This window comes from Mycobacterium malmoense (assembly GCF_019645855.1).
Lineage (GTDB): Bacteria > Actinomycetota > Actinomycetes > Mycobacteriales > Mycobacteriaceae > Mycobacterium > Mycobacterium malmoense.
The window spans coordinates 2,042,539-2,064,981 of the sequence record NZ_CP080999.1; the positions used below are offsets into that span (position 1 = coordinate 2,042,539).

Here is a 22,443-nt window from a genome sequence, read left to right on the forward strand (position 1 = left end):
GTCAGCCCAGCCGCACCGAGGTGATCGTGACCGTGCTGGCGGGCATGCCGCTTTGACGATTGCCGGCGACGCCCGCCTTGGCGATCTTGTCGAGCGTCGCCAGGCCCTCCTGGTCGACCGTGGCGAACACGGTGCACTGTGGCTCCAGTTCGGCGTCGCGGTACACCATGAAGAACTGGCTGCCGTTGGTGTTGGGTCCGCTGGTGGCCATGGCCACGGTGCCGCGCGGGTAGATCACCGTCGCCTTGAGCGCGGGATCGCCGGCCCTGTACTGGTTGGTGGGGTATTCGTCGGCGAATTCATAGCCCGGGCCACCGCTGCCCTCGGTATCGGGGCCGCCGCACAGCAGCGTCCCCCCGTCGGGCGCGTCGACGAGGCGGCCGCATTCGGTGTTGTCGAAGAATCGTTGCGTGGCCAGGCTGGTGAAACTGTTTACCGTGCAAGGGGTTTTGGCGTTGGCGAGCTGGATGCCGATATCGCCGACGTTGGTGACGATGGTGGCGTGGATCTGGGCCGGATCCGTGGATACCCTGCCCGACGGCGGCGGGTTGACCGGCCTGCTGGCCGGGTCCGGCGAGGCCGGGTACTGGCAGTCGGCGCCGAGGTCGGCAGGAGGCGCGAACGCCGGCAACGGCGGCACGGTCTGGGCGGCCGTCGGCGACGATCCGGCCCTGGCCGGCACCCGGGCGCGGGTCGGGGTAGTGGTTGCCGCGCTGTTCGAGGGGCCGTGGCTCTGGGTCACCAGGGAGATGACCAGGGCGACCACCGCCGCCAGCGCGATGACCGACCCCCCGACGATGCCCAGCACCATGCGCCTGCTCAGCGCCCTCGTCGGAGGCTGCGGGGGCGCTTGCCGCGGGCCGGGCGCCGCCGCGCCGAGGGGAGCGGCCAGTGCCGCTCTGGCGGCCTCGGCGAGCTCGAGTGCCGACTGGTAGCGGGATTCGACGTCCTTGGCCATCCCGCGAGCCACCACCGCATCGAGGGCAGGCGGCACGCCGGGTGCGGCGAGGGACGGCCGCGGCGGCGGTGCGTTCACATGCGCGTTGAGCTGCTCCTCAAGGCTGTCGCCGGGGTAGGGGCGGCTTCCGGTCAGGCACTCGTACAGCACGCAGGCCAACGAATACACGTCGGCGCGGTGATCCGTTGTCCCCCTGAAGCGCTCGGGCGCCATGTACGCCACGGTGCCCATCGTGTGCCCGGTGTTGGTGAGCGTGGTGTCGGTGGCGGCGCGCGCGATCCCGAAATCGATCAGATACACGAAGTCCCGCGCGGAGGTGACCAGGATGTTCTTCGGTTTGACGTCGCGATGTATCAATCCCGCCCGGTGGGCGGTATCCAGCGCCGCCGCAACCTGTTCGATCACCGCGACCGCGCGTTCGGGGCTGAGCCGCCCGCCGTTTTCGGCGATGTACTGGGGCAGGTCGCGGCCCTCGATCAGGCGCATGTCGACATACAGCCGACCGTCGATGTCGCCATAGCCGTGGATGGGCACCACGTGCGGGTCGTTGAGGCTCGCCGCTATGCGGGCCTCGCGGCGAAACCGTTGCTGAAACTGGTGGTCCTCGGCCAGATGCGGCGGCAGGACCTTGAGCGCGACCACCCGGTCGGTGGTGGCGTCGTAGGCGCGGTACACCTGCCCCATCCCGCCGTGGCCCAACACGTCCAGCAATTGGTACTGGCCGAATGACTTCCCGGACAAGGCCATCGCCACCGGTCTCCTCCCCGCAGGCGCCGCTTAGGCGGTTAATCGAGCAGCAGCGACTTGATGGTCACTTCGGCGGCCGGCGGCCCGTCTTCGCCGCCGCCGGCGACGCCGGCCTTGGCGATCTTGTCCAGGGTGGCCAGCCCGTCGGCCTGAATCGTGCCGAAGACCGTGTACTGGGGCGGCAGCTGGGAGTCCTTGTAGACCATGAAGAACTGGCTGCCGTTGGTGTTGGGTCCGGCGTTGGCCATCGCCAGCGTGCCGCGCGGGTAGAGCACCGGCTCCTGCAGCTTGGGGTCGTGCGGCGGGTACTGGTCGGTCGGATACTCGTTGGCGAATTGGTAGCCCGGCCCGCCGGTGCCGTCGCCCTTGGGGTCGCCGCACTGCAAGACGCCCAGCGCCGGCGAGGTGGTCAGCCGGTGGCATGTGGTGTTGTTGAAGAACCCCTGTCCGGTCAGGCTGGCGAAACTATTGACCGTGCAAGGTGATTCGTTGTTGGCCAGCATCAGGCCGACGTTGCCCTGGTTGGTCACCATGCTGGCGCTCACTTCGGCCGGGTCGGTGGGCACCTTGCCGGTGCGCGGCGGCTTGACCGGCTTGGCCGCCGTATCCGACGACGCCGGGTACTGACAGTTGGCGCCGAGGCTGGCCGACGGCTTGAACGGCGGCAGGGGCGCTATGGACGGAACCGGCCCCGTATGCGGAGCCGTCGTGGTGGTCTCCGGGGAGGGACTGGTGCTGGTTGCCGCGGTGTTGCCCTTGTGCTCGTGCTTGGTGTTGACGACCGCGATCGCCACCACGGCGATCACGGCCACCGCCACAATCGAGCCACCGGCGATCACCAGGATCCGGCGCGTTCGGGCTCGCGTTGCGCGGCGCTCCAGCCGCCGTTCGAGTTTGCGCTTGGCTGTGGCACGTCGCTGTTCATTGGTCGGCACGGCCGGTATGCCTCCATGGTCGATTGGGGCCCCTCAGTAGCCAGCCCAGGCTAATGTGGGCGCCGCGACCCTTGTCAACCGGGCCCCGTGGGAAACTGAGAACCGTGTTGATCACCGGATTTCCCGCCGGCGTGTTGCAGTGCAACTGCTACGTGTTGGCCGAGCGGCCCGGAACGGACTGCGTCATCGTGGATCCGGGGCAGCGTGCCATGGGCCCGCTGCGGCGCATCCTCGACGAGAATCGGCTGACGCCGGCCGCGGTGCTGCTCACTCACGGGCACATCGACCACATGTGGTCCGCGCAGAAGGTTTCCGATACCTATGGCTGCCCGACCTACATCCATCCCGAGGACCGGTTCATGCTGAAAGACCCGATCTACGGCCTGGGCCCGCGGCTGGCGCAGGTGGTGGCGGGTGCGTTCTTCCGCGAGCCCAAGCGGGTGGTGGAGCTGGACCGCGACGGCGACAAGCTCGACCTGGGCAGCGTGACCGTCAACGTCGATCACACGCCCGGGCACACCCGCGGATCGGTGGTCTTCCGGGTTTACGGGGACCAGGATGTCGTCTTCACCGGCGACACGCTGTTCGAGCGCTCGGTGGGCCGCACCGATCTATTCGGCGGCAGCGGCCGCGACCTGCTGACCTCGATCATCGACAAGCTCTTGGTGCTCGACGACGACACCGTCGTGCTGCCGGGACATGGCAATTCGACGACCATCGGCGCGGAGCGGCGCTTCAATCCATTCCTGGAGGGCCTGAGCCGGTGACCCAGTTTTTCGCTCCCAAGGGGGTGCCGGACTACGTCCCGCCCGATTCGGCGGGCTTCGTCGCGGTGCGCGACGGGTTGCTGGGTGCCGCCCGCCGCGCCGGCTACGGCGACGTCGAGCTGCCCATCTTCGAGGACACCGCGCTGTTCGCCCGCGGCGTCGGCGAATCCACCGACGTGGTGTCCAAGGAGATGTACACCTTCGCCGACCGCGGCGACCGCTCGGTGACGCTGCGGCCCGAGGGCACCGCCGGGGTGGTGCGCGCGGTGATCGAACACGGCCTGGACCGCGGCGCACTGCCGGTCAAACTCTGTTACGCCGGACCGTTTTTCCGCTACGAGCGCCCGCAGGCCGGCCGCTACCGCCAGCTGCAGCAGGTCGGTGTCGAGGCGATCGGCGTCGACGACCCCGCGCTGGACGCCGAGGTGATCGCCGTCGCCGACGCCGGGTTCCGCTCGCTGGGCCTGGACGGGTTCCGGCTGGAGATCACCTCGTTGGGTGACGAGAGCTGCCGCCCGCAGTATCGGGAACGGTTGCAGGAGTTCCTGTTTGGGCTCGACCTGGACGAGGAGACCCGGCGGCGCGCGCAGCTGAATCCGCTGCGGGTGCTCGACGACAAGCGACCCGAGGTGCGGGCGATGACGGCCGGCGCGCCGGTGCTGCTCGATCACCTGTCCGACGTGGCCAAGCAGCACTTCGACACCGTGCTGGCGCACCTGGACGCGCTCGGGGTGCCGTACGTCCTCAACCCGCGGATGGTGCGCGGGCTGGACTACTACACCAAGACCACGTTCGAGTTCGTGCACGACGGGCTGGGCGCGCAATCGGGCATCGGCGGCGGCGGCCGCTACGACGGCCTGATGCGCGAGCTCGGCGGGCAAGACCTGTCGGGCATCGGGTTCGGGCTGGGGGTGGACCGCACGCTGCTGGCGCTGCGCGCCGAGGGCAAGAGCGTGGGGGAGACCACGCGCTGCGACGTGTTCGGCGTGCCGCTGAGCGAGCCGGCCAAGCTGCGGCTGGCCGTGCTGGCCGCGCAGCTGCGCGCGTCGGGTATCCGGGTGGATCTGGCCTACGGTGACCGGGGTCTCAAGGGCGCGATGCGCGCCGCCGATCGTTCCGGCGCGCGTCTCGCGCTGGTGCTGGGTGACCGCGATATCGGGGCCGCGACGGTCGGGGTGAAGGACCTCGCGACGGGCGGGCAGGTGTCCGTGTCGATGGATTCGGTTGTCGCCGAGGTGCTTTCGAAGCTGGGCGGCTGAGCTTCGAGCATCCCTACTTTATCCACAGTCTGAAGGCGTGGGTGGAAGTTATCGGATCGCGCGGCTATAGTCGAACGTATGTTCGAAGAACAGCCCGGTGGTCAGTCGGATCCTGAGGTGATGGCGCGGTTTGATGACTTGTTTGAGCGGCATTATCCGTCGACGACGGCGGTTTCGGCGGGGTGGGTGGATCGGATTTGTGCGGCGACGCGGGTGGAGAATCGGGCGGCCGCTGAGCAGTTGGTCGCGATTGGGGAGTTGTTCGGTTATCGGTTGTCGCGGTGTTCGGAAAATGAGGACTGGGCGATCGACACCATGGAGGCGGTGGCTGCCGAGGTGGCCGCGGCGTTGCGGATCAGTCAGGGGTTGGCCGCCAGCCGGTTGCGCTATGCCCGCGCGATGCGGGAGCGCCTGCCGCGGGTGGGAGATGTGTTCCGCGGCGGTGACATCGATTTTCGGCTGTTTCAAACGATCGTGTATCGCACGGATTTGATCACCGATCCCGATGTGCTGGCGCGCGTGGACGCCGAGTTGGCCGTGCAGGTGGGGCGGTGGCCGTCGATGACGCGGGGTCGCCTGGCCGCGCAGGTGGACAAGATCGTGGCCCGGGTGGACGCCGATGCGGTGCGGCGGCGCAAGGAGCACCAGACCGACCGCGAGATCTGGATCGGGGATCTCGTCGAGAGCGGTATCTCCCAGATCAACGGCATCTTGTTCACTCCGGATGCCCGCGCGCTAGATCAGCGGTTGGATGCGTTGGCGGCCACGGTGTGCGTCCAGGACCCACGCACCCGCGCCCAGCGCCGCGCCGATGCGCTGGGGGCGCTGGCCGCCGGCGCGGATCGGCTGGGGTGCCGGTGTGGGCGCACCGATTGTGCGGCCGGCACGAGGCCGGCGGTGGGCCCGGTGGTCATTCATGTGATCGCCGAGCAGGCCACCCTCGAGGGCACCAGCACTACGCCGGGATCCGAGGTGGGCGCCGACGGGTTCATCCCGCCCGAGCTGATCGCCGAACTCGCTCAATCCTCTACGGTGGTGCCGTTGGTCCACCCCGTCGACGCGGCGCCGGAGAAGGGGTATGTGCCGTCGAAGGCGTTGGCGGATTTTGTGCGGTGCCGGGATTTGACGTGTCGCTGGCCCGGTTGTGATCGGCCCGCGTGGCACTGCGATCTGGATCATACTGTCCCCTACGCCCAAGGCGGGCCAACGCATGCGTCAAACCTCAAGTGCTACTGTAGAACTCATCACTTGGTGAAGACGTTTTGCGGCTGGACCGACAAGCAGCTACCGGACGGGACGCTGATCTTGACCTCGCCGGCCGGGCAGACCTATGTCAGCACCCCGGGCAGCGCGCTGCTATTCCCCAGCCTGTGCGCACCCACCGCTGAGCTGCCCACCCCACCCACCACCACCACCGAGCGCCACACCGAGCGCCACGGCGAGCGCACCGCGATGATGCCCCGACGCCGCCGCACCCGCGCCCAAGACCGCGCCACCCGCATCGCCACCGAACGCCAACACAACCGCCAAACCCGCCTGGCCGCCCAAACCAAACACACGGGCCCCGCACCACCCAACAACGACCCACCGCCATTCTGAGCTTGACTAGTAATCGAACTATTGTTCGAATAGAAGGCATGCGCTGGGCTAGCCAGGCCGTGGCGGTCAACGGGGATCCCGTCGACGACGGGGCGCTGCCGGGGCTGCAGCGGATCGGCCTGGTGCGCAGCGTGCGCGCACCGCAGTTCGACGGGATCACCTTTCACGAGGTGCTGTGCAAGTCCGCGCTGAACAAGGTGCCCAGCGCGGCCGCGCTGCCGTTCCGGTATACGGTCAACGGCTACCGCGGCTGCTCGCACGCCTGCCGCTATTGCTTCGCGCGTCCCAGCCACGAATACCTGGACTTCGACTGCGGCACCGACTTCGACACCCAGATCGTGGTCAAGACCAACGTCGCCGAGGTGCTGCGCCGCGAGCTGCGCCGGCCGTCGTGGCGGCGCGAGACGGTCGCGCTGGGCACCAACACCGATCCCTACCAGCGCGCCGAGGGCCGCTACGGGCTGATGCCGGGCATCATCGGCGCGCTCGCCGGATCCGGTACGCCGCTGTCCATCCTGACCAAGGGCACGCTGCTGCGGCGTGACCTGCCGCTGATCGCCGATGCGGCGGGGCAGGTTCCGGTGTCGGTCGCGGTGTCGCTGGCGGTCGGCGACCCGGAGCTGCACCGCGACGTCGAGCCAGGCACCCCGACGCCGCAGGCGCGCCTGGGTCTCATCGCCGCGATCCGCGACGCCGGCCTGGACTGTCATGTGATGGTCGCGCCGGTGCTGCCGCACCTCACCGACTCCGCCGAGCACCTCGATCGGCTGCTCGGCCAGATCGCGGCGGCCGGGGCCACCGGCGTGACGGTTTTCGGCCTACACCTGCGGCGCTCGACCCGCGGCTGGTTCATGTCCTGGCTGGCCCGCTCGCATCCCGAACTGGTCGGCCGCTATCGCGAGCTGTACCGGCGCGGAGCCTACCTGCCGCCGGGCTACCGCGAGGCGTTGCGGGAACGGGCCGCACCGCTGATCGCGAAGTATGGGCTGGCCGGTGATCACCGCCCGTTCCCGCGGCCCGTCACACCGGCGGCCCCGCCGGAACCCGTTCAGCAGACGCTGTTTTGAGCTAGCCGGGCCCGTCGCCGCGCGGTTTGGTGAGCGTGAACTGATCCACCGCGGTGACCGCGCCGAACGGTCCGCTCAACGCGTAGTGCGTCGCCTTGATCGACGTGTTGCCGCCGGGTTGACCCGGGTCGACGTCGAAAGCCGCGAAGCCGTAAGGGTTGTCGCGGTCGCGAAACGCCGACCACGGCGCCTCCTCCATCACGTAGATCGGTGCCTTGTGCCCGAGCGCGGGATCGAATGCCCCGACGCCGGTCAACACGCGGCACCGCGGTTCGGGGAAGAGGAACCCGTTGGTCGGCGCGGACGTGCCGCCCCCGCCGATGACGAGGTGCACGGTTCCCCGGGTCGTGTCGATGAGGTCGTCGCGGGTGTCGACGGGGATCGGCGTGCGGGTGTCGGTACCCAGCGTTCCGCGCAGCGGATGCGACCGTTCGTAGTGGTGTTCGTGGCCGCACACCACCAGATCGACCCGATACCGGTCGAACAACGGCAGCCACTCCTCGCGGATCCCCAGGTCGGCCCCGTTGGCCTTGTCGGCGGTGGAGATCGCCGTCTGATGCATGCAAACGACGATCCAGTCGATATCCGGGTCGCGCCGTGCGGAGGCGAGTTCGGTTGCGAGCCAGCGCTTTTGATCGCCGCCGGAGTAGCCGTGCACGTAGAAGTTACCGCCGTCCTGGAAGCACACGTCGTCGTTGTTGAGGCTGATCACCCGCACCGAGCCGGCGGTGAACGAGTACCACAGCCCGCGGGTCTGCGGACCGGACCCGGAATCCGGCAATGCGAAGTAGGTTTGGTAGGCGCCGTAACCGATTGGCCCGTTGCCCCATTCGTTCTCGTGGTTGCCCGCCGCCGGCATCCACGGCCGGTAGCGCGCCGAACGCGTGTTGTTCTCGAACCAGTTCGACCAGGTGCGTATCCGGTCCTGTGCGAGGTTGGCGTAGCACAGGTCGCCGTTGACCAGGTTGAACAGCGGGCCGACGCGCTCGATCGCCAGCGTGGTGTCCGCCGCCGCGGGTGAACCGATGTTGTCGGTGGCATACCTGCCGTCGGGCAACTTGGCCAGCGTCGGCGTGGACTGGTCGCCGAAGCTGGTGAAGCGCAGCGGCTTTCGCCCCGACGGCGCGGTCCGTACCGTGCCGTACTCCGGTTCGGCCCCGTCGTGCACGGCGGCGTACACGTAGTCGGTGTCCGGGCCGAGATCCGTCAGGCGGGCATGGTTGACGCGAATCTCGGTGTGGGACTTGGCGTCCCGGTACGTGCGGGTTTCGGCGGTCACGGTGCGGCCGAGGCCGGACGCCGGCGTGCCCAGCATGACGCGCGGGTTGCGGACGGCGTCGGTGGTGTGCCACGACACCACCACCTCGGTGGCGGCATCCTTGCCGAATTGCAGATGCAGGCCCGTCACCGGCGGGGCGCCGTCGCGATCCGGCTGAAACCAGACACCGGGTCCACGGGGCGCAGACCACACCAGCGTGGCCCCACCCCCGATGCCCGCCCCGAGGGCGGCCGAGACGGCGCCCGTCGTCAACAACCTGCGACGGCTGATGCCCGGGACCGGATCGTCGCTCATGCATGCTTCATACCCGAGGCGGGCGACCGCCCGGTAAACGTCCACTTCGGCCGAGCCGTCGGTAACGAATCCGGTAGCGTTTTCGATATGACGAACGTGCGAAAGGCGGTAGGCGCGGTCTCGGTATCAGGGTGCGTGGCAACGCTTGCGGCCGCCGCGGCAGTGGCCGTCGCGCCCGCGACCTCATCCGCGGATCCGGCCGGCCATCAGGTGACCTACACGGTCACCGCCACCGGCAACCTGACCGGCAACGTCCGGTACATGAACAGCGATCCGCCCAGCCAGGCGGCCTACGACGCCAACTCGTCGCAGTACATGAACAGCGTGCAGACGGCGTTCGGCGCCGGGCAGCCGCTGGTTTACACCGCCACGCTGGCGAACCCGAACCAGTGGGCGATCGTCACCGCCAGCGGCGGGTGTCACTGGCCGGACTGCGGCTCGGGGGCGACCCCCGAGTTGCACTGCGAGATCGCCGTCGACGGCCAGGTGGTGGCGACGCAGAACGCCACCACCGGCGTCACGTGTTCGACGCGGCCCTGGTGATCACCCGGCGAATACGTACACCCATGCGGTGACGCCCGACCGGAGCGGCACCGCGATGCGGCGATAGTCGTCCACCTCGTACTCGTCGGCCGCGGCCAGTTCGGCTTCGCTGAGGGCGAACACCATCCCGTCGACGTGCGCGTCGGCGCGCTCGGTCGGCCGCAGGATCGGGTGGCGGTCGCTGCCGCTGGTGGCGACGACGTGCGGGTCGGTGATGGTCACGTGGTCCAGCTCGAAGCCCACGATCGCGTCGCGGCGGCCGCCCAGCTCCCGGCCGAACGTCGCACGCTGGACCTCCGGCTGCTGCAGCGTGCCGTAGGAGAACAACAGCTCGGTCATCGCGGCTCGTCGTGTGCGACGACGACGACCTCGGCCCGCTCGCCAACCGCCCGGATCTTGTGGCCAACCGACGCGTCGAAGTAGGCGCTGTCGCCGGTGGCCAGCGCGATCGTCTGGTCTCCGTAGTCAAGTTCGACCCGTCCGGCGTGGACAAATACGAACTCCTGACCCGCGTGCTCCGGGTGGGGATCGTCGGCCGGGTTTTCCGTCGGCCGAACCACGAAGGGCGACATGGACTTTCCCAGCAGCGACGACGCCAGCGCCCGGTAGCGTTCGCCGCCCGCGCGGTCCGGGGCCCGGTCGACGGTGATCTTCTCCTCGGCCGCGTCGTCGGAGAACAGCCGCCCGACGTCGACGTCGAGCGCTCGCGCGACCTTCAGTGCCACCGCGATCGACGGTGTGCTGCACCGGCGTTCGATCTTCGACAGGTAGCTCTTGGTCAGCCCGGTCTGCCGGGCGAGTTGCTCCAGGGTGAGGCCGCGTTGCCGGCGGACGGCGCGCAGCAGTGCTGTCACTGAGCCTCCCTCGATGACGCATTTAGGACACGAAGTTTCCTACAATCGTCTATTGTGTCACATATGGCCTCCACGTTCACCGACTCGAAATCCGACTTGATGCGTCGGGCCGCCGAACAGCTGGCCACCTCCCAAGGCGATTCGCGGTTGACCACCCGGCAGAAGCTGGCGTTGACGTGCCGCGCCCTGTTCGACGCCGGGCACGACTCCGGGCTGGCCGGACAGATCACCGCCCGCGCAGAAAAGGCCGGGACCTACTACACCCAGCGGCTGGGGCTGGGGTTCGACGAGATCACCGAAGCCAACCTGCTGCTGGTCGACGAGGACCTCAACGTGCTCGACGGGGATGGACCCGAAGCTGGAATCGCCAACCCGGCCAACCGTTTTCACAGCTGGATCTACCGCGCGCGGCCGGACGTGCAATGCATCGTGCACACCCACGCCTTCCACGTGGCGGCGCTGTCGATGCTGGAGGTCCCGCTGATCGTGTCCCACATGGACACCACGCCCCTCTACGGCGACTGCGCGTTCCTGGCCGAGTGGCCGGGCGTGCCGGTCGGCAACGAGGAGGGGGAGATCATCACCGCCGCGCTCGGCGACAAGAAGGCGGTCCTGCTGGCGCATCACGGCCAGGTGGTGGCCGGCGCCAGCGTCGAGGAGGCGTGCTCGCTGGCGATCCTGATCGAGCGCGCCGCGAAGCTGCAGCTGGCCGCCATGGCCGCCGGCACCGTCAAGGAACTGCCCGAGCGGCTCGCCCGCGAGGCCCACGACTGGACGCTGTCACCGCAACGCAGCCGGGCCAACTTCGCCTACTACGCCCGCCGCGCCCTGACCCGCCACCCCGACGCCCTCTGAGGAGCCCGTCCGTGCCCGACATCCACGGCATCATCGCCTACCCGGTGACCCCGTTCGACGAAGACGGCATCAACACCGCGCGGCTGGCGGCGCTGGTCGAAAAGCTCGTGTCCTCCGGGGTCCACGCGATCGCCCCGCTCGGCAGCACCGGCGAATTGGCCTACCTCGACGAGCCCGAGTTCGACGCCGTGGTCGACACCACCATCGCCACCGTCGCCGGCCGGGCGCCCATCATCGTCGGCGTGTCGGATGTGACCACCGCCAAGACGATTCGGCGCGCCCAGTACGCACAACGGGCCGGCGCCGACGCGGTGATGATCCTGCCGGTGTCCTACTGGAAGCTCACCGAGCGCGAGATCGCCCAGCATTATCGCAGCATCGGCGACGCCATCGGGATCCCGATCATGGCCTACAACAACCCGGCCACCAGCGGCGTCGACATGCCCCCCGAGCTGTTGGTCCGCATGTTCGAGACCATCGACAACGTCACGATGGTCAAGGAGTCCACCGGTGACCTGACCCGGATGCGGCGCATCGCCGAACTGTCCGGCGGCCGGCTGCCCTTCTACAACGGCAGCAACCCGCTGGTGCTCGACGCCCTGAAGGCCGGCGCGTCCGGATGGTGCACGGCCGCACCGTGTTTGCGGCCGCAGCCGTGCATAGACCTGTACGAGGCGGTGCGCGCGGGTGACCTCGACAAGGCCCAGGCCCTCTACGACGAACTCAAGCCATTGCTCACGTTCATCGTCGCGGGCGGGCTGGCCACCACCGTGAAGGCCGGCCTGGACCTGCTCGGCCTCCCGGTCGGGGATCCGCGCCCGCCGCTGCTGCCGCTCGACGAGCGGGGCCGAACCACGTTGCGGGGCTTGCTGAGTGGCGTTTAGCCGAGGTTGGCGGCGGCGAAGGTGTCGCACTTGTTCGGGTCGCCGGTCTGATAGCCGACGGTGAACCACTTCTGCCGCTGCGCGGCCGAACCGTGCGTCCACGATTCGGGGTTGACGCGCCCGGTCGAGGCCTTCTGGATGCGGTCGTCGCCCACCGACGCCGCGGCCGAGAGCGCGTCTTGAATGTCCTTGTCGCTCAACGGCTCCAGGTATGGCACGCCGGTGCTCTCCTGCCTGACGGTCGACGCGTAGTGCGCCCAGATGCCGGCGTAGCAGTCGGCCTGCAGCTCGGTGCGCACCCCGTTGCCGCCGGCCCCCTGCGCGCCTTGCTGGGAGCGGCCCAGGATGCCCTGCAGTTGTTGCACGTGATGGCCGTATTCGTGGGCCACCACGTACTCCTGCGCGAAAGGTCCACCGCTGGAACCGAATCGGTCGACCAGCTCCCGGAAGAAGCCGGTGTCGAAGTACGCCGTCTGATCCACCGGGCAGTAAAACGGCCCCACCGCGGTGGTGGCGGGACCGCAGCCGGTGTTCACCTGGCCGGTGAACAGCCGCACGTGCGGTCGGGTATAGCTCGGCATCAGCTGATGCCACACCGCGTCCACGGAATTGCCGGTGGCCACCACGCGGCATTGCACGTACTTGTTGGCGTCGGCCCCGGTCCGGCACCGGCTCAGGTCGAAACCGGGCGCGACGTCGTTGCGGGTGTCCATCGGCTGCTGGCTCACGACGCCACCGGGATCGACGCCGAGGAACATCGCGATGAAAAGGATCAGCAGCCCGCCGACGCCGCCCCCGATGGCCATCCGCATCCCGCCCCCGCCGGACGACGACGCGGTGCTGGTGTCGATCTGCATACCCTCGTTGAAGGTCATGGCACGCTCCTAACGTTGCCCGGTGGCGGCGAACCGGGCGTCGGTGTAGCCGCGCAGGTTGCGCAGGAACCGGCGCAGGGCCAGGTTCAGCAGCGGGCCCGCCACGACCATCGCCAGCCGCGCCGGTCCGGCGGGTTTCTGCGCCATGGTCCACGTCAGCCGGCAGCCGCCCGGGGTGGCCTCCACCCGGTAGTCCTCGGCGAAGGCGGCAACCGACCGCGTCGAGCATTCGTTGAACCGGAATGCCATGCGGGTGAACGGTTCCCAGGCGAGGAACTCTTCGTTGCCGACGATGCCGCCGCGCATCTCGACGATGCGGGTGGTGCCGACACCGCGCGGCTCGGGACTGGTCCAGGTCACCTTGGTGATCACGCTGGCCCAGCGCGGCCAGGACTCGGCGTCGCCGAGGACCTCGAACAGTTGCTCGGGCGTGACGGCGAGGTCGACGCCGTTGCGGAATACGAATGGCGCGTTGTCGACGAAGTCTAGGTCCACGCGTTCGCAGGGATGCATGGCACTAAACCTATCCCGGGCCGTCGCTGGCCGCCGCCAGCAGCGGTACCACGACGTCGCTGATCGGCGTCGCCAGCCCGTGCGCGCGGGCCTTGCGGATGATCACGCCGTTGCGGATGTCCCATTCCAGCCGCCGGTGGTGTTCCCGGTCGGCCAGCATCGACGTGCCCATGTCCTCGGGGGCCTGACGGAAGAGGTCGACCAGCTCGTCGACCACGTCGTCGGCCAGCCGGGCGCCCTCGGCCCGCGCGACGGCCAGGCATTCGGCGACATAGCGGCGCGACAGCGCGGCGACGTCGTCGCGGCGGAACATGCCGGACCGCCGCCCGGACAGGGCCATGAACCCGGCCAGCGCGTTGACGAGCAGCTTGCGCCACGCCGCGGTGATGAAGTCGGGGTCGCAGTCCACCCGGCAGCCCGCGCCGCGCAAAAGCTCGGCGACCGTCTCGGCCGCCGGTCCGCTGGGCAGCACCAGCGCGGCCTCGCCGCGCAGCCGCACCCACCCCTGCGGCTGGGTCTCGGCCGAGTACCACACGATCCCGGGGACGACGGGCGACGACGGGCAGTGCGGCTTGACCTGCTCGACCTGCTCGACACCGTTCTGCAGCACGGCGACGAGGGTGTGCTCCTGGCACAGGCGGGCCAGCCAGCCGGCGGCGGCATCGTTCTGGGTGGCCTTGACGGCCAGGAACACCACGTCCGCCGGACCGTTGATGGCGCGGGGGTCGGTGTGCACGGGGCCGGGCACCACGATCGGGGCGGCGCCGTCGGGCCGCAGCTCGATGTTGTCGCGGGGAGTGCGCCCGCACACGAGCACCGAATGCCCGGCCCTGTGGAGCAGCGCGGCGACCGTCGTTCCGACGGCACCGGGACCGACCAGTGCGATGTTCGTGGCGATAAGAGCGAAGCTACACCGCCCCTTAGACTGGTCAGTCGTTTAACGTAAAGGGGAGTGTTTGTGCTGCGCAGCCACGTTGCGGGATCGCTTCGAAGTAGCGACGCCGGCCAAAAGGTGACGTTGGCGGGGTGGGTGGCTCGCCGCCGCGACCACGGCGGCGTCATCTTCATCGATCTGCGGGACGCCTCCGGTGTCGCGCAGGTGGTGTTCCGCGTCGAGGACGTGTTGGCCCAGGCGCACCGGCTGCGCGCCGAGTTCTGCATCGCGGTCTCCGGTGTCGTCGAGATCCGCCCGGAGGGCAACGCCAACCCCGAGATCGCCACCGGCGACATCGAAATCAATGCCACCTCGCTGACCGTGCTCGGTGAGAGCGCGCCGCTGCCGTTCCAGCTCGACGAGCCCGCCGGCGAGGAGCTGCGGTTGAAGTACCGCTACCTCGACCTGCGCCGCGACGGCCCGGCCGCGGCAATTCGCTTGCGCTCCAAGGTGAATGCCGCCGCGCGCTCGGTGCTGGCGGGGCTCGATTTCGTCGAGATCGAGACGCCGACCATCACCCGCTCGACCCCGGAGGGGGCGCGCGACTTCCTGGTGCCGGCGCGGCTGCACCCCGGTTCGTTCTATGCCCTGCCGCAGAGCCCGCAGCTGTTCAAGCAGTTGCTGATGGTGGCCGGGATGGAGCGCTACTACCAGATCGCCCGCTGCTACCGCGACGAGGACTTCCGCGCCGACCGCCAACCCGAGTTCACCCAGCTCGATATGGAGATGAGCTTCGTCGACGCCGAGGACGTCATCGCGATCTCCGAGGAGATCCTCTCCGCGCTGTGGGCGCTGATCGGCTATACGATCCCGACGCCGATCCCGCGGATCGCCTACGCCGACGCCATGCGGCGGTTCGGCTCCGACAAGCCCGACCTGCGGTTCGGGCTGGAGCTCGTCGAATGCGGAGAGTTCTTCAAAGACACCACCTTTCGCGTCTTCCAGGCGCCGTATGTCGGCGCGGTGGTGATGCCCGGCGGGGCCTCGCAGCCGCGGCGCGCCCTGGACGGCTGGCAGGAGTGGGCCAAGCAGCGTGGGCACCGGGGGCTGGCCTACGTGCTCGTCGCCGACGACGGCGAGCTGGGCGGCCCGGTGGCCAAGAACCTGACCGACGCCGAACGCGCCGGCCTGGCCGCGCACGTCGGGGCCAAGCCGGGGGACTGCATCTTCTTCTCCGCGGGCCCGGTCAAATCCTCGCGGGCGCTGCTCGGCGCGGCGCGCGGCGAGATCGCCACGCGGCTGGGCCTGATCGACCCGGACGCGTGGGCGTTCGTGTGGGTGGTCGACCCGCCGCTGTTCGAGCCGGCCGAGGAGGCGACCGCCGCCGGGGACGTGGCCGTCGGGTCGGGGGCGTGGACGGCGGTGCATCACGCGTTCACCTCGCCCAAGCCGGAGTACGAGGACGCGGTCGACACCGATCCCGGACGCGTGCCGGCCGACGCCTACGACATCGTCTGCAACGGCCACGAGATCGGTGGTGGCTCGATCCGTATTCACCGCCGCGACATTCAGGAGCGAGTGTTCGCGGTGATGGGCCTGGACAAGGCCGAGGCGCAGGAGAAGTTCGGATTCCTGTTGGAGGCGTTCACCTTTGGCGCGCCGCCGCACGGCGGGATCGCGTTCGGCTGGGACCGGATCGTGGCGCTGCTGGCCGGGGCGGACTCGATTCGTGAGGTGATCGCGTTCCCGAAGACCGGCGGTGGCGTCGACCCGCTCACCGACGCGCCGGCGCCGATCACCGCCCAGCAGCGTAAGGAGTCCGGAATAGACGCCAGGCCGGAACCGGTTGATGGGGCATGACCCGCGCCGGCGACGATGCAGCGCGAAGCAATGAGGAGGAGCGGCGCCAATGACCGAAGTTCCCGACACCGAGACCATCAACGCGTTCAACACGAGCATCATCGACGAGTTCCGGGCCAACGGCGGCAAGGTCGGTGGCCAGTTCGCGGGCGCCGACCTGCTGCTGCTGACCACGACGGGCGCCAAGTCCGGCCAACCCCGGGTGTCGCCGCTGGCGTATTTCCGCATCGACGGCAGGCTGATCGTCGTCGGGTCCTTCGCCGGCGCCCCCGTCAACCCGGCCTGGGTGCACAACCTGCGGGCCAACCCGGCGGCGCACGTGGAGGTCGGTGCCCCGCAGGGAGTGCAAGCCTACGACGTGACGGCCCGCGAGCTGCCGCCCGCGGAGCGCGAGGAGCTTTTCCCGAAGGTCACCGCCGCGGCGCCCGGCTTCGCGGAGTATCAGTCCAAGACCAGCCGGGTGATCCCGCTGTTCGAGTTGCGGCCGGTCTAGCCGGCGCGGCGCGCCAATTCACCGAGCCTGTAAATCTGCAGGCCCGCACTCGCACTTCTTCTGCATACTTACAGGCTCGGCGAAGGGGCCGGCCAAGCCGGCGCAATCACCACCGCGAGCGATGGCGTGTGGCCTGAGGTAAGCAATCCTTCATGACCACTTCGCTGCGGACGGTGCCATCCGCCGCGTACGCGGCCGTCAAACGGCTGCGTGACCGGTGGTTCAACCTGGTGCAGACGTCGGTCGCCGCGGGCCTGGCCTGGTACCTGGCGCACGACGTGCTCGGTCACCCTCAGCCGTTCTTCGCGCCCATTGCCGCCGCGGTGTGCCTGTCGATCACCAACGTCCTGCGCGCGCAACGCGCCGTTCAGATGATGATCGGGGTGACCCTGGGGATCGGGCTGGGCACCCTGGTGCAGGGGCTGCTCGGGACCGGGGCCGTCCCCATCGCCCTCGCGGCGCTGCTCGCGCTGTCGGCCGCGATCCTGGTCGGCCAGGGCTACATCGGACAGGGCATGATGTTCGCCAACCAGACCGTCGTGTCGTCGATCCTGGTGCTTGCGTTGTTCCGTAGCGGCGTCGGTTGGGAACGCATCGACGACGCCCTGATCGGCGGTTGCCTGGCCATCGTGTTCGCCGTCCTGCTTTTCCCGGCCGACCCGTTGAAGGTGCTCCGCGGAGCGCGCATCGGCGTGCTGCGCGTGTTGCAGGGGGTCCTGTCGCGCGCCGCGGACGTCGCCGCCGGACGCAGAGTGCCCGCTCCCGACTGGCCGCTGTCGGTCGTCGACCGGGTGCACGAACAGCTGGGCGGGCTCATCCAGGCCCGCGCCACCGCCCGTCAGGTCGTGCGGATTTCGCCGCGGCGCTGGGGAATGCGCGACGCCGTCGAGGCCGCGGATCACCAGGCCGTCCATGTGGCCCTGCTCGCCGGCTCCGTGCTGCAACTCGCGCGCGCCGTCACGCCCGTCGTTGATAGCTGCCGCGAACGGCTTCCGAAGCCCGTGCGGGCCGTGCTGGTCGAACTCGCGGCGGCAACAGCGCTCGCCGACTCGGATCCCGCCGGGGCGTCCGCATACACCGCCGCGGCGCGCGGCCACGCTTCGAAGCTGCAGTCGGATGCCCGCGAGAAAACCGAGGTGGTGCTCGCCGACGTCGTCCGGGCCTGCGTCGACGACCTGCAACGGGTGATCGACCTGCGTCAGGCTTGACGCCGCTTACAACGAGTCGGCCAGGAACTCCCGGACGAGCTTCTTCGGCGCCTGCGTGAGCCATGCCTCGGTGATCAGCTCCTCGAGGTCGCGGACACCGATCTCGGCCAGCCTGACCAGCACCGCCGGATAGCCGTCGAAATGTGGGGTGGTGAAGTACACGCCCGGCTCGTCGGCGATCAACGCGAACTTGACGCCCTCGTCGGACACCCGGACGCCCAGGATGTCGCCCTCCGGTGGCGCCACCCCGCCGCGCGCCAGCGCTTCGCGATCCGACGGGCGCAGGGGACGCTCCCACGCCAGCAACTTCTTGCCGACCCGCCAGTCGTGCGGTGACGGCTCGGAGGTGAGGGCCAGCTCACCAACGATGCGGGCGACGTCGTTCCACGTGGCCACGTCTCGATTGTGCTCCGGGATGGCGCGCTTGGCTCCGCATTGGCAAGCGGGTGTCAACCATGCATCCGACGTAGGGCGGTGTGTGATGTGATCACCGGTGAGGAGGTGGCTCGTTGTCAGAAGATGAGGCCCGCCGTCATCGGGTCACCCACCGGACCGAGTATCGCTACTCCGACGTTGTGACCAGCTCCTATGGCCGCGGCTTCCTCACGCCGCGGGACTCGCTGCGGCAGCGTTGCATCGCGCACCGGCTCGTCATCGACCCGGCCCCCGCCGACAGCTCCACCAGCGAAGACTGCTACGGCAACGTCAGCTCCTACTTCCACGTCACCGAGCCGCACCACACCCTGACGATCACCAGCGACTCCATCGTCGACGTGTATCCGCCGGCGCCCGGGCTGTACACCAGCGGACCGGCGGTACAACCGTGGGAGGCTGCCCGGCCGTCCGGGCGAAAAGGAGCGCTCGCGACCGAGTTCGCCCTGGATTTGAACCCGCCGGAGATCACCGACGAGGTCCGCGAGTACGCGGCCCCCAGCTTCGTGCCGGAACGTCCGTTGGTCGACGTGTTGCGTGATCTGGCGTCGCGGATCTTCACCGACTTCACCTATCGGTCCGGGTCGACGACGATTTCCACCGGTGTCAACGAGGTTCTGGCGGCCCGGGAAGGGGTATGCCAGGACTTTGCAAGGCTCGCGATCGCCTGCCTGCGAGCCAACGGTCTGGCGGCCAGCTACGTGTCCGGGTATCTGGCCACCGACCCGCCACCGGGAAAGGATCGGATGATCGGTACCGACGCCACCCACGCCTGGGCCGCGGTGTGGACGCTGCGGGCGCCCGGTCAGTTCGAGTGGCTGGGGCTCGATCCCACCAATGACCAGATGGTCGACGAGCGCTACATCATCGTGGGGCGCGGACGCGACTACGCGGACGTGCCGCCGCTGCGCGGCATCATCTACACCAATTCGGAGCACAGCGTGATCGACGTCGCCGTCGACGTCGTGCCCTTTGACGGTGAGGCGCTGCATGCGTGACTTCCACTGTCCCAACTGCGCCCAGCGCCTGGCGTTCGAGAACTCGGCCTGCCTGTCGTGCGGCAGCTCGCTGGGGTTTTCCCTCGACCAGATGGCCCTCCTGGTGATCGCGGAGGGAGAAGCCGGCGAGCACGCCGGCGCCGTGGCTGCCGACGACTTTCAACTATGCGCCAATCTCTATCTGGCCGAATGCAATTGGCTGGTCCCCGTTGATCTGCCCGGCGGGCTGTGCACGTCGTGCGCGCTCACCTTGGAGCGCCCGAACGATACGGACACCGACGGCCTGGCGGCCTTCGCCCGGGCCGAGGCGGCCAAGCGGCGGCTGATCGCCGAGCTGCACGAGCTGAAGTTGCCGATCGTCGGCCGTGACCGGGATCCGGACTACGGGTTGGGATTTCGCCTGCTGTCCAGTGCGCACGAGAAAGTGCTGACCGGCCACGACAACGGAGTCATCACACTGGATTTGGCCGAGGGCGACGACGTTCATCGCGAGCAGTTGCGGGTCGAGATGGACGAGCCGTACCGGACGTTGCTTGGGCACTTTCGCCACGAGGTCGGGCACTACTACTTTTATCGGCTGATTAGTGGGTCCGGCGACTACCTGGCGCGGTTCAACGAGCTGTTTGGCGATCCCGATGCCGATTATCAGGAGGCGCTGGATCGGCATTATCGTGACGGGGCGCCGGAGGGTTGGCGGGAAAGCTTCGTGTCGTCGTATGCGACGATGCATCCCGCCGAGGATTGGGCCGAGACGTTCGCCCACTATCTGCACATCCGTGACACCCTGGACACGTCGGCGTGGTGTGGTCTGGCGCCGGCGTCGGCGACGTTTGATCGGCCGGCTTTGGGCCCCAGTGCTTTTCAGACGATTATCGAGATGTGGTTGCCGTTGTCGTGGTCGTTGAACATGGTGAACCGGTCGATGGGTCACGATGATCTGTATCCGTTTGTGTTGCCGGTGGCGGTGTTGGACAAGATGCGGTTCATCCATACCGTGATCGACGAGGTGACCTCGGGATCGAGGGGTCCTGCCGCGGTCGCGGGCTAGGGGCGTTGCGCGAGTGTGGCAAACATGTATCAAGTGGCGCCTTCGGGTAGTTTCGCTCTGAACTAAAATTCGGGGGGGGGGTAACTCCGGGCTTTTCAAAATCTCTACAAGCATTATCTCCTATATCTCGTATAGTTTGCGAGACTCGATGTCTGTGGGACTAACTTGACCAAACTCGCCCAATCTCGCCCGTAACTCAGGTTGTTCTCAGCTACTTTCTGACCATCCGAATTTGACTCACCGATCAAAGGAGATGGTCGTGGATCTCGCAGCCCGCCCCCATATCACCGCCGGGATAGCCCTGGCTAGCGCCGCTGTTGTCGCAGCGGGTCCAGTGGCCCAGCACCTACCGGATCTTGGCCCGGCGCAGCACCAGGTGAGCGTGTCCGACATCAAGCTCACCGACGCGGCCAGCGGCATGGTGGATCTGTTCACCGGCGTCGAAAACGAACTCGCATCCCTCGTTAGCGGAGCAAGCGCGGCCGCGGTGCCCGCGAGCGTGGTCAGCAATGCCATCAACCCGGTTCAGGCCTGGATTAACGCTTTCGAATCGGCGGGCACAAATATTCAGTCGATTTTTAACACTTGGAGCAAGACCCCGTTCCCCGTACTGCAACAGATTGCCGCCAACGGAATTCAGTACGGAAGCATTTATGCCGGGGCGTTCCAAACATCGGCGAACGATCTTGCCGCCTACTTCAGTTCGGGTGCCGGCACAACATTCTGGAATATTCTAAGCACTGCCCAGAAGGCGTTCGCCGCAGGAAATATTTCATCGGCAATGGGTTCTCTTTACAGCGCGTTCTGGGGCGACCTCATAGTATTCGGTGGTTTACCTCTCGAACAGATTTTGAACATCCCTATCGACGTTACCCAGAACATTGCGAATGCAACTTTATACGGGTTGAAAACCGGCTTGTCACAAGCAGTTACTTGGGGTGTTCTGGATCTGCCCGAGCAACCCTGGATAGCACTGGGCACTAGTTTACAAGCCATTTCTACTGCCTGGGGTGCCGGAGATCCCGTGGGACTATTGACTAATATAATCAATATTCCAGGCGCAATGGTAAACGCATTCCTTAATGGGGCAAAAAACAATTCCACCGGTTTATTAAGCGCTCCTATCACCGGCTTCCCGCACGGCGATGGGCTCGTTAATGTCTTGGTGAACAGCGTTCTCCCCAACCTCGCGGAGCAGATTGTCGTTCCTGGCGCCCAGAACGTCGTGGGGGGCGGCAGCCTTGTCACGGCGATCCAGAATTTTGCCAACAAGCTGATCACCGGCTGGCCGTCTGCAAGCACTCTTAGCGGCATCGGCGGCGCATTCGGTAGTGAATTGACTGCACTGCTGCAAAGCGTCCCGTCAGCCCTGTCGAGCCTTCCGTCGACGTTGGGCACCATCGCAACCCAGCTTGGGACATTGCTCATCAACCTCCTCAGGATGCTCTAAGTCCGCTGGTGGTCGCCGATGCGAGCCGGTGACCGCCACCGGCGATGGCCCCCTTCGCAAGGAGGGGGCCATCGTTGTACGCCCAGCATGGATATTCGCTTGGAGGTGTGAGTCCTCTGGAGGAGAAGGTGGTTTAACTCCTAGTTGATGGCAACTGCGTCACTGTGAGGTGGGGTGGGAAGGAAGCCGGAGACGAAATCCTGCACCGAGGGATACGAATCGCATAGAAGGCATGCCGGTCGGGGTGAGCCAGCAACGGATGGTGAAGCCCGTTGCCCCGAAGCGGCTGGTGTGTAAATGCGGCGGGGGCAGGAGGAAAGTGGATGTTCTTATCTGGGGAGATCTGTCCTGGTGCGTCGGTGAGGGTGCCGAAGCGACACGGTTCGTGAGGGCGGTGTTGATGGGGCAGAAGTCAGCAGAGGCCGTAGTACCGGAGGGGATGGTTGGTCGCGCCGGGAAGGGCTGAACGCTGGGAATTGATGGTTTGATGCAGTGCTTCTCGTGAAGATTGCGGTGATCGCAGCCAACCCGCGAACGCGGGGCAGACAGAAGTGGAGGGACCGGTGAATCCGGAAGTGCCGTCGTCTGTGCGTAGTGGTCTTTCGGTGGGTGCTGGAAAGGACGTCAGGGACGGTCAGGGATTGTGGGGGC

22 protein-coding genes are annotated in these 22,443 nt (G+C 67.8%); 13 read left to right on the forward strand and 9 right to left on the reverse strand.

Annotation, left to right across the window (positions count from 1 at the left end; genetic code table 11):
- Position 1: 1 nt before the first annotated feature.
- The gene (locus K3U93_RS09620; RefSeq protein ID WP_071511515.1) at positions 2-1,705 is read right to left on the reverse strand and encodes a protein kinase domain-containing protein; all 1,704 of its coding nucleotides are present in this window, start codon (positions 1,703-1,705) and stop codon (positions 2-4) included.
- 38 nt (positions 1,706-1,743) lie between these two features.
- Entirely contained in the window at positions 1,744-2,640 is an 897-nt protein-coding gene (locus K3U93_RS09625; RefSeq protein ID WP_071511491.1) for a peptidylprolyl isomerase, read from the reverse strand.
- A gap of 104 nt (positions 2,641-2,744) precedes the next feature.
- On the opposite strand from K3U93_RS09625, the gene K3U93_RS09630 reads away from it, so the two are divergent.
- The 4 genes from K3U93_RS09630 to K3U93_RS09645 all read left to right on the forward strand — a co-directional run bounded on the left by K3U93_RS09630 (position 2,745) and on the right by K3U93_RS09645 (position 7,332).
- Entirely contained in the window at positions 2,745-3,407 is a 663-nt protein-coding gene (locus K3U93_RS09630) for an MBL fold metallo-hydrolase (protein WP_083011384.1), read from the forward strand.
- Positions 3,404-4,666 carry a histidine--tRNA ligase gene (hisS, locus tag K3U93_RS09635; protein WP_083011385.1) on the forward strand — a complete coding sequence of 421 codons (1,263 nt, stop codon included), beginning with the start codon at positions 3,404-3,406 and terminating at the stop codon, positions 4,664-4,666. Before K3U93_RS09630 ends, hisS begins: the two co-directional genes overlap by 4 nt.
- 78 nt (positions 4,667-4,744) lie before the next feature.
- Positions 4,745-6,265, forward strand: coding sequence for an HNH endonuclease signature motif containing protein (locus K3U93_RS09640; RefSeq protein ID WP_083011386.1), 1,521 nt, complete (start codon positions 4,745-4,747; stop codon positions 6,263-6,265).
- A gap of 38 nt (positions 6,266-6,303) precedes the next feature.
- Complete coding sequence (locus K3U93_RS09645) at positions 6,304-7,332, forward strand: Rv2578c family radical SAM protein (RefSeq protein WP_071511487.1); 1,029 nt, start codon at positions 6,304-6,306, stop codon at positions 7,330-7,332.
- Between the two features lies 1 nt (position 7,333).
- On the opposite strand, the gene K3U93_RS09650 is transcribed toward K3U93_RS09645, so the two are convergent.
- Positions 7,334-8,905: a purple acid phosphatase family protein gene (locus K3U93_RS09650; RefSeq protein ID WP_083011387.1), complete on the reverse strand. Its 1,572-nt coding sequence runs from the start codon at positions 8,903-8,905 to the stop codon at positions 7,334-7,336.
- Positions 8,906-8,992: 87 nt separating this feature from the next.
- Between K3U93_RS09650 and K3U93_RS09655 the strand changes: the two genes are divergently transcribed.
- Positions 8,993-9,448, forward strand: coding sequence for an Rv2576c family protein (locus K3U93_RS09655; protein WP_071508799.1), 456 nt, complete (start codon positions 8,993-8,995; stop codon positions 9,446-9,448).
- Here K3U93_RS09655 and K3U93_RS09660 read toward each other — a convergent pair whose 3' ends face one another.
- Entirely contained in the window at positions 9,449-9,787 is a 339-nt protein-coding gene (locus K3U93_RS09660) for a gamma-glutamylcyclotransferase family protein (RefSeq protein WP_083011388.1), read from the reverse strand. It lies immediately after the preceding gene.
- Positions 9,784-10,302 (reverse strand): helix-turn-helix domain-containing protein, encoded by a 519-nt coding sequence (locus K3U93_RS09665; RefSeq protein ID WP_083011389.1) that lies wholly within the window; start codon positions 10,300-10,302, stop codon positions 9,784-9,786. Before K3U93_RS09665 ends, K3U93_RS09660 begins: the two co-directional genes overlap by 4 nt.
- Positions 10,303-10,365: 63 nt before the next feature.
- On the opposite strand from K3U93_RS09665, the gene K3U93_RS09670 reads away from it, so the two are divergent.
- Positions 10,366-11,157, forward strand: coding sequence for an aldolase (locus K3U93_RS09670; RefSeq protein ID WP_083011390.1), 792 nt, complete (start codon positions 10,366-10,368; stop codon positions 11,155-11,157).
- A gap of 11 nt (positions 11,158-11,168) precedes the next feature.
- The gene (locus K3U93_RS09675; RefSeq protein WP_139797090.1) at positions 11,169-12,041 is read left to right on the forward strand and encodes a dihydrodipicolinate synthase family protein; all 873 of its coding nucleotides are present in this window, start codon (positions 11,169-11,171) and stop codon (positions 12,039-12,041) included.
- Here the strand turns inward: K3U93_RS09675 and ypfJ are convergent.
- The 3 genes from ypfJ to K3U93_RS09690 are packed head-to-tail and all read right to left on the reverse strand — an operon-like array spanning position 12,038 to position 14,327.
- Positions 12,038-12,916: a KPN_02809 family neutral zinc metallopeptidase gene (gene ypfJ / locus K3U93_RS09680; protein WP_071508803.1), complete on the reverse strand. Its 879-nt coding sequence runs from the start codon at positions 12,914-12,916 to the stop codon at positions 12,038-12,040. The two genes, K3U93_RS09675 and ypfJ, sit on opposite strands and share 4 nt — an antisense overlap.
- A 9-nt stretch (positions 12,917-12,925) precedes the next feature.
- Positions 12,926-13,429, reverse strand: a complete 504-nt coding sequence (locus K3U93_RS09685) for an SRPBCC family protein (RefSeq protein WP_071508804.1) — start codon at positions 13,427-13,429, stop codon at positions 12,926-12,928.
- A 10-nt stretch (positions 13,430-13,439) separates the two neighbouring features.
- A complete protein-coding gene (locus K3U93_RS09690; protein WP_217808437.1) occupies positions 13,440-14,327 on the reverse strand; it encodes an oxidoreductase in 888 nt (295 codons plus the stop codon).
- A 54-nt stretch (positions 14,328-14,381) separates the two neighbouring features.
- On the opposite strand from K3U93_RS09690, the gene aspS reads away from it, so the two are divergent.
- The 3 genes from aspS (at position 14,382) to K3U93_RS09705 (ending at position 17,864) form a co-directional block, all read left to right on the forward strand.
- A complete protein-coding gene (aspS, locus tag K3U93_RS09695) occupies positions 14,382-16,163 on the forward strand; it encodes an aspartate--tRNA ligase (protein ID WP_139797091.1) in 1,782 nt (593 codons plus the stop codon).
- Between the two features lie 49 nt (positions 16,164-16,212).
- Positions 16,213-16,656 (forward strand): nitroreductase family deazaflavin-dependent oxidoreductase, encoded by a 444-nt coding sequence (locus K3U93_RS09700; protein WP_083011392.1) that lies wholly within the window; start codon positions 16,213-16,215, stop codon positions 16,654-16,656.
- 152 nt (positions 16,657-16,808) lie between these two features.
- Positions 16,809-17,864 (forward strand): FUSC family protein, encoded by a 1,056-nt coding sequence (locus K3U93_RS09705; RefSeq protein WP_083011393.1) that lies wholly within the window; start codon positions 16,809-16,811, stop codon positions 17,862-17,864.
- A gap of 6 nt (positions 17,865-17,870) precedes the next feature.
- Here the strand turns inward: K3U93_RS09705 and K3U93_RS09710 are convergent, their stop codons facing one another.
- The gene (locus K3U93_RS09710) at positions 17,871-18,260 is read right to left on the reverse strand and encodes an MmcQ/YjbR family DNA-binding protein (protein WP_083011394.1); all 390 of its coding nucleotides are present in this window, start codon (positions 18,258-18,260) and stop codon (positions 17,871-17,873) included.
- 113 nt (positions 18,261-18,373) lie between these two features.
- Here K3U93_RS09710 and K3U93_RS09715 point away from each other — a divergent pair, with 113 nt between their 5' ends.
- The 3 genes from K3U93_RS09715 (at position 18,374) to K3U93_RS09725 (ending at position 21,792) form a co-directional block, all read left to right on the forward strand.
- Positions 18,374-19,294 carry a transglutaminase family protein gene (locus K3U93_RS09715; RefSeq protein ID WP_083011395.1) on the forward strand — a complete coding sequence of 307 codons (921 nt, stop codon included), beginning with the start codon at positions 18,374-18,376 and terminating at the stop codon, positions 19,292-19,294.
- Complete coding sequence (locus K3U93_RS09720) at positions 19,287-20,342, forward strand: zinc-binding metallopeptidase family protein (RefSeq protein ID WP_083011396.1); 1,056 nt, start codon at positions 19,287-19,289, stop codon at positions 20,340-20,342. The genes K3U93_RS09715 and K3U93_RS09720 overlap by 8 nt, the downstream gene beginning before the upstream one ends.
- A gap of 253 nt (positions 20,343-20,595) precedes the next feature.
- Positions 20,596-21,792, forward strand: a complete 1,197-nt coding sequence (locus K3U93_RS09725) for a hypothetical protein (RefSeq protein ID WP_071509599.1) — start codon at positions 20,596-20,598, stop codon at positions 21,790-21,792.
- Positions 21,793-22,443 lie beyond the last annotated feature (651 nt).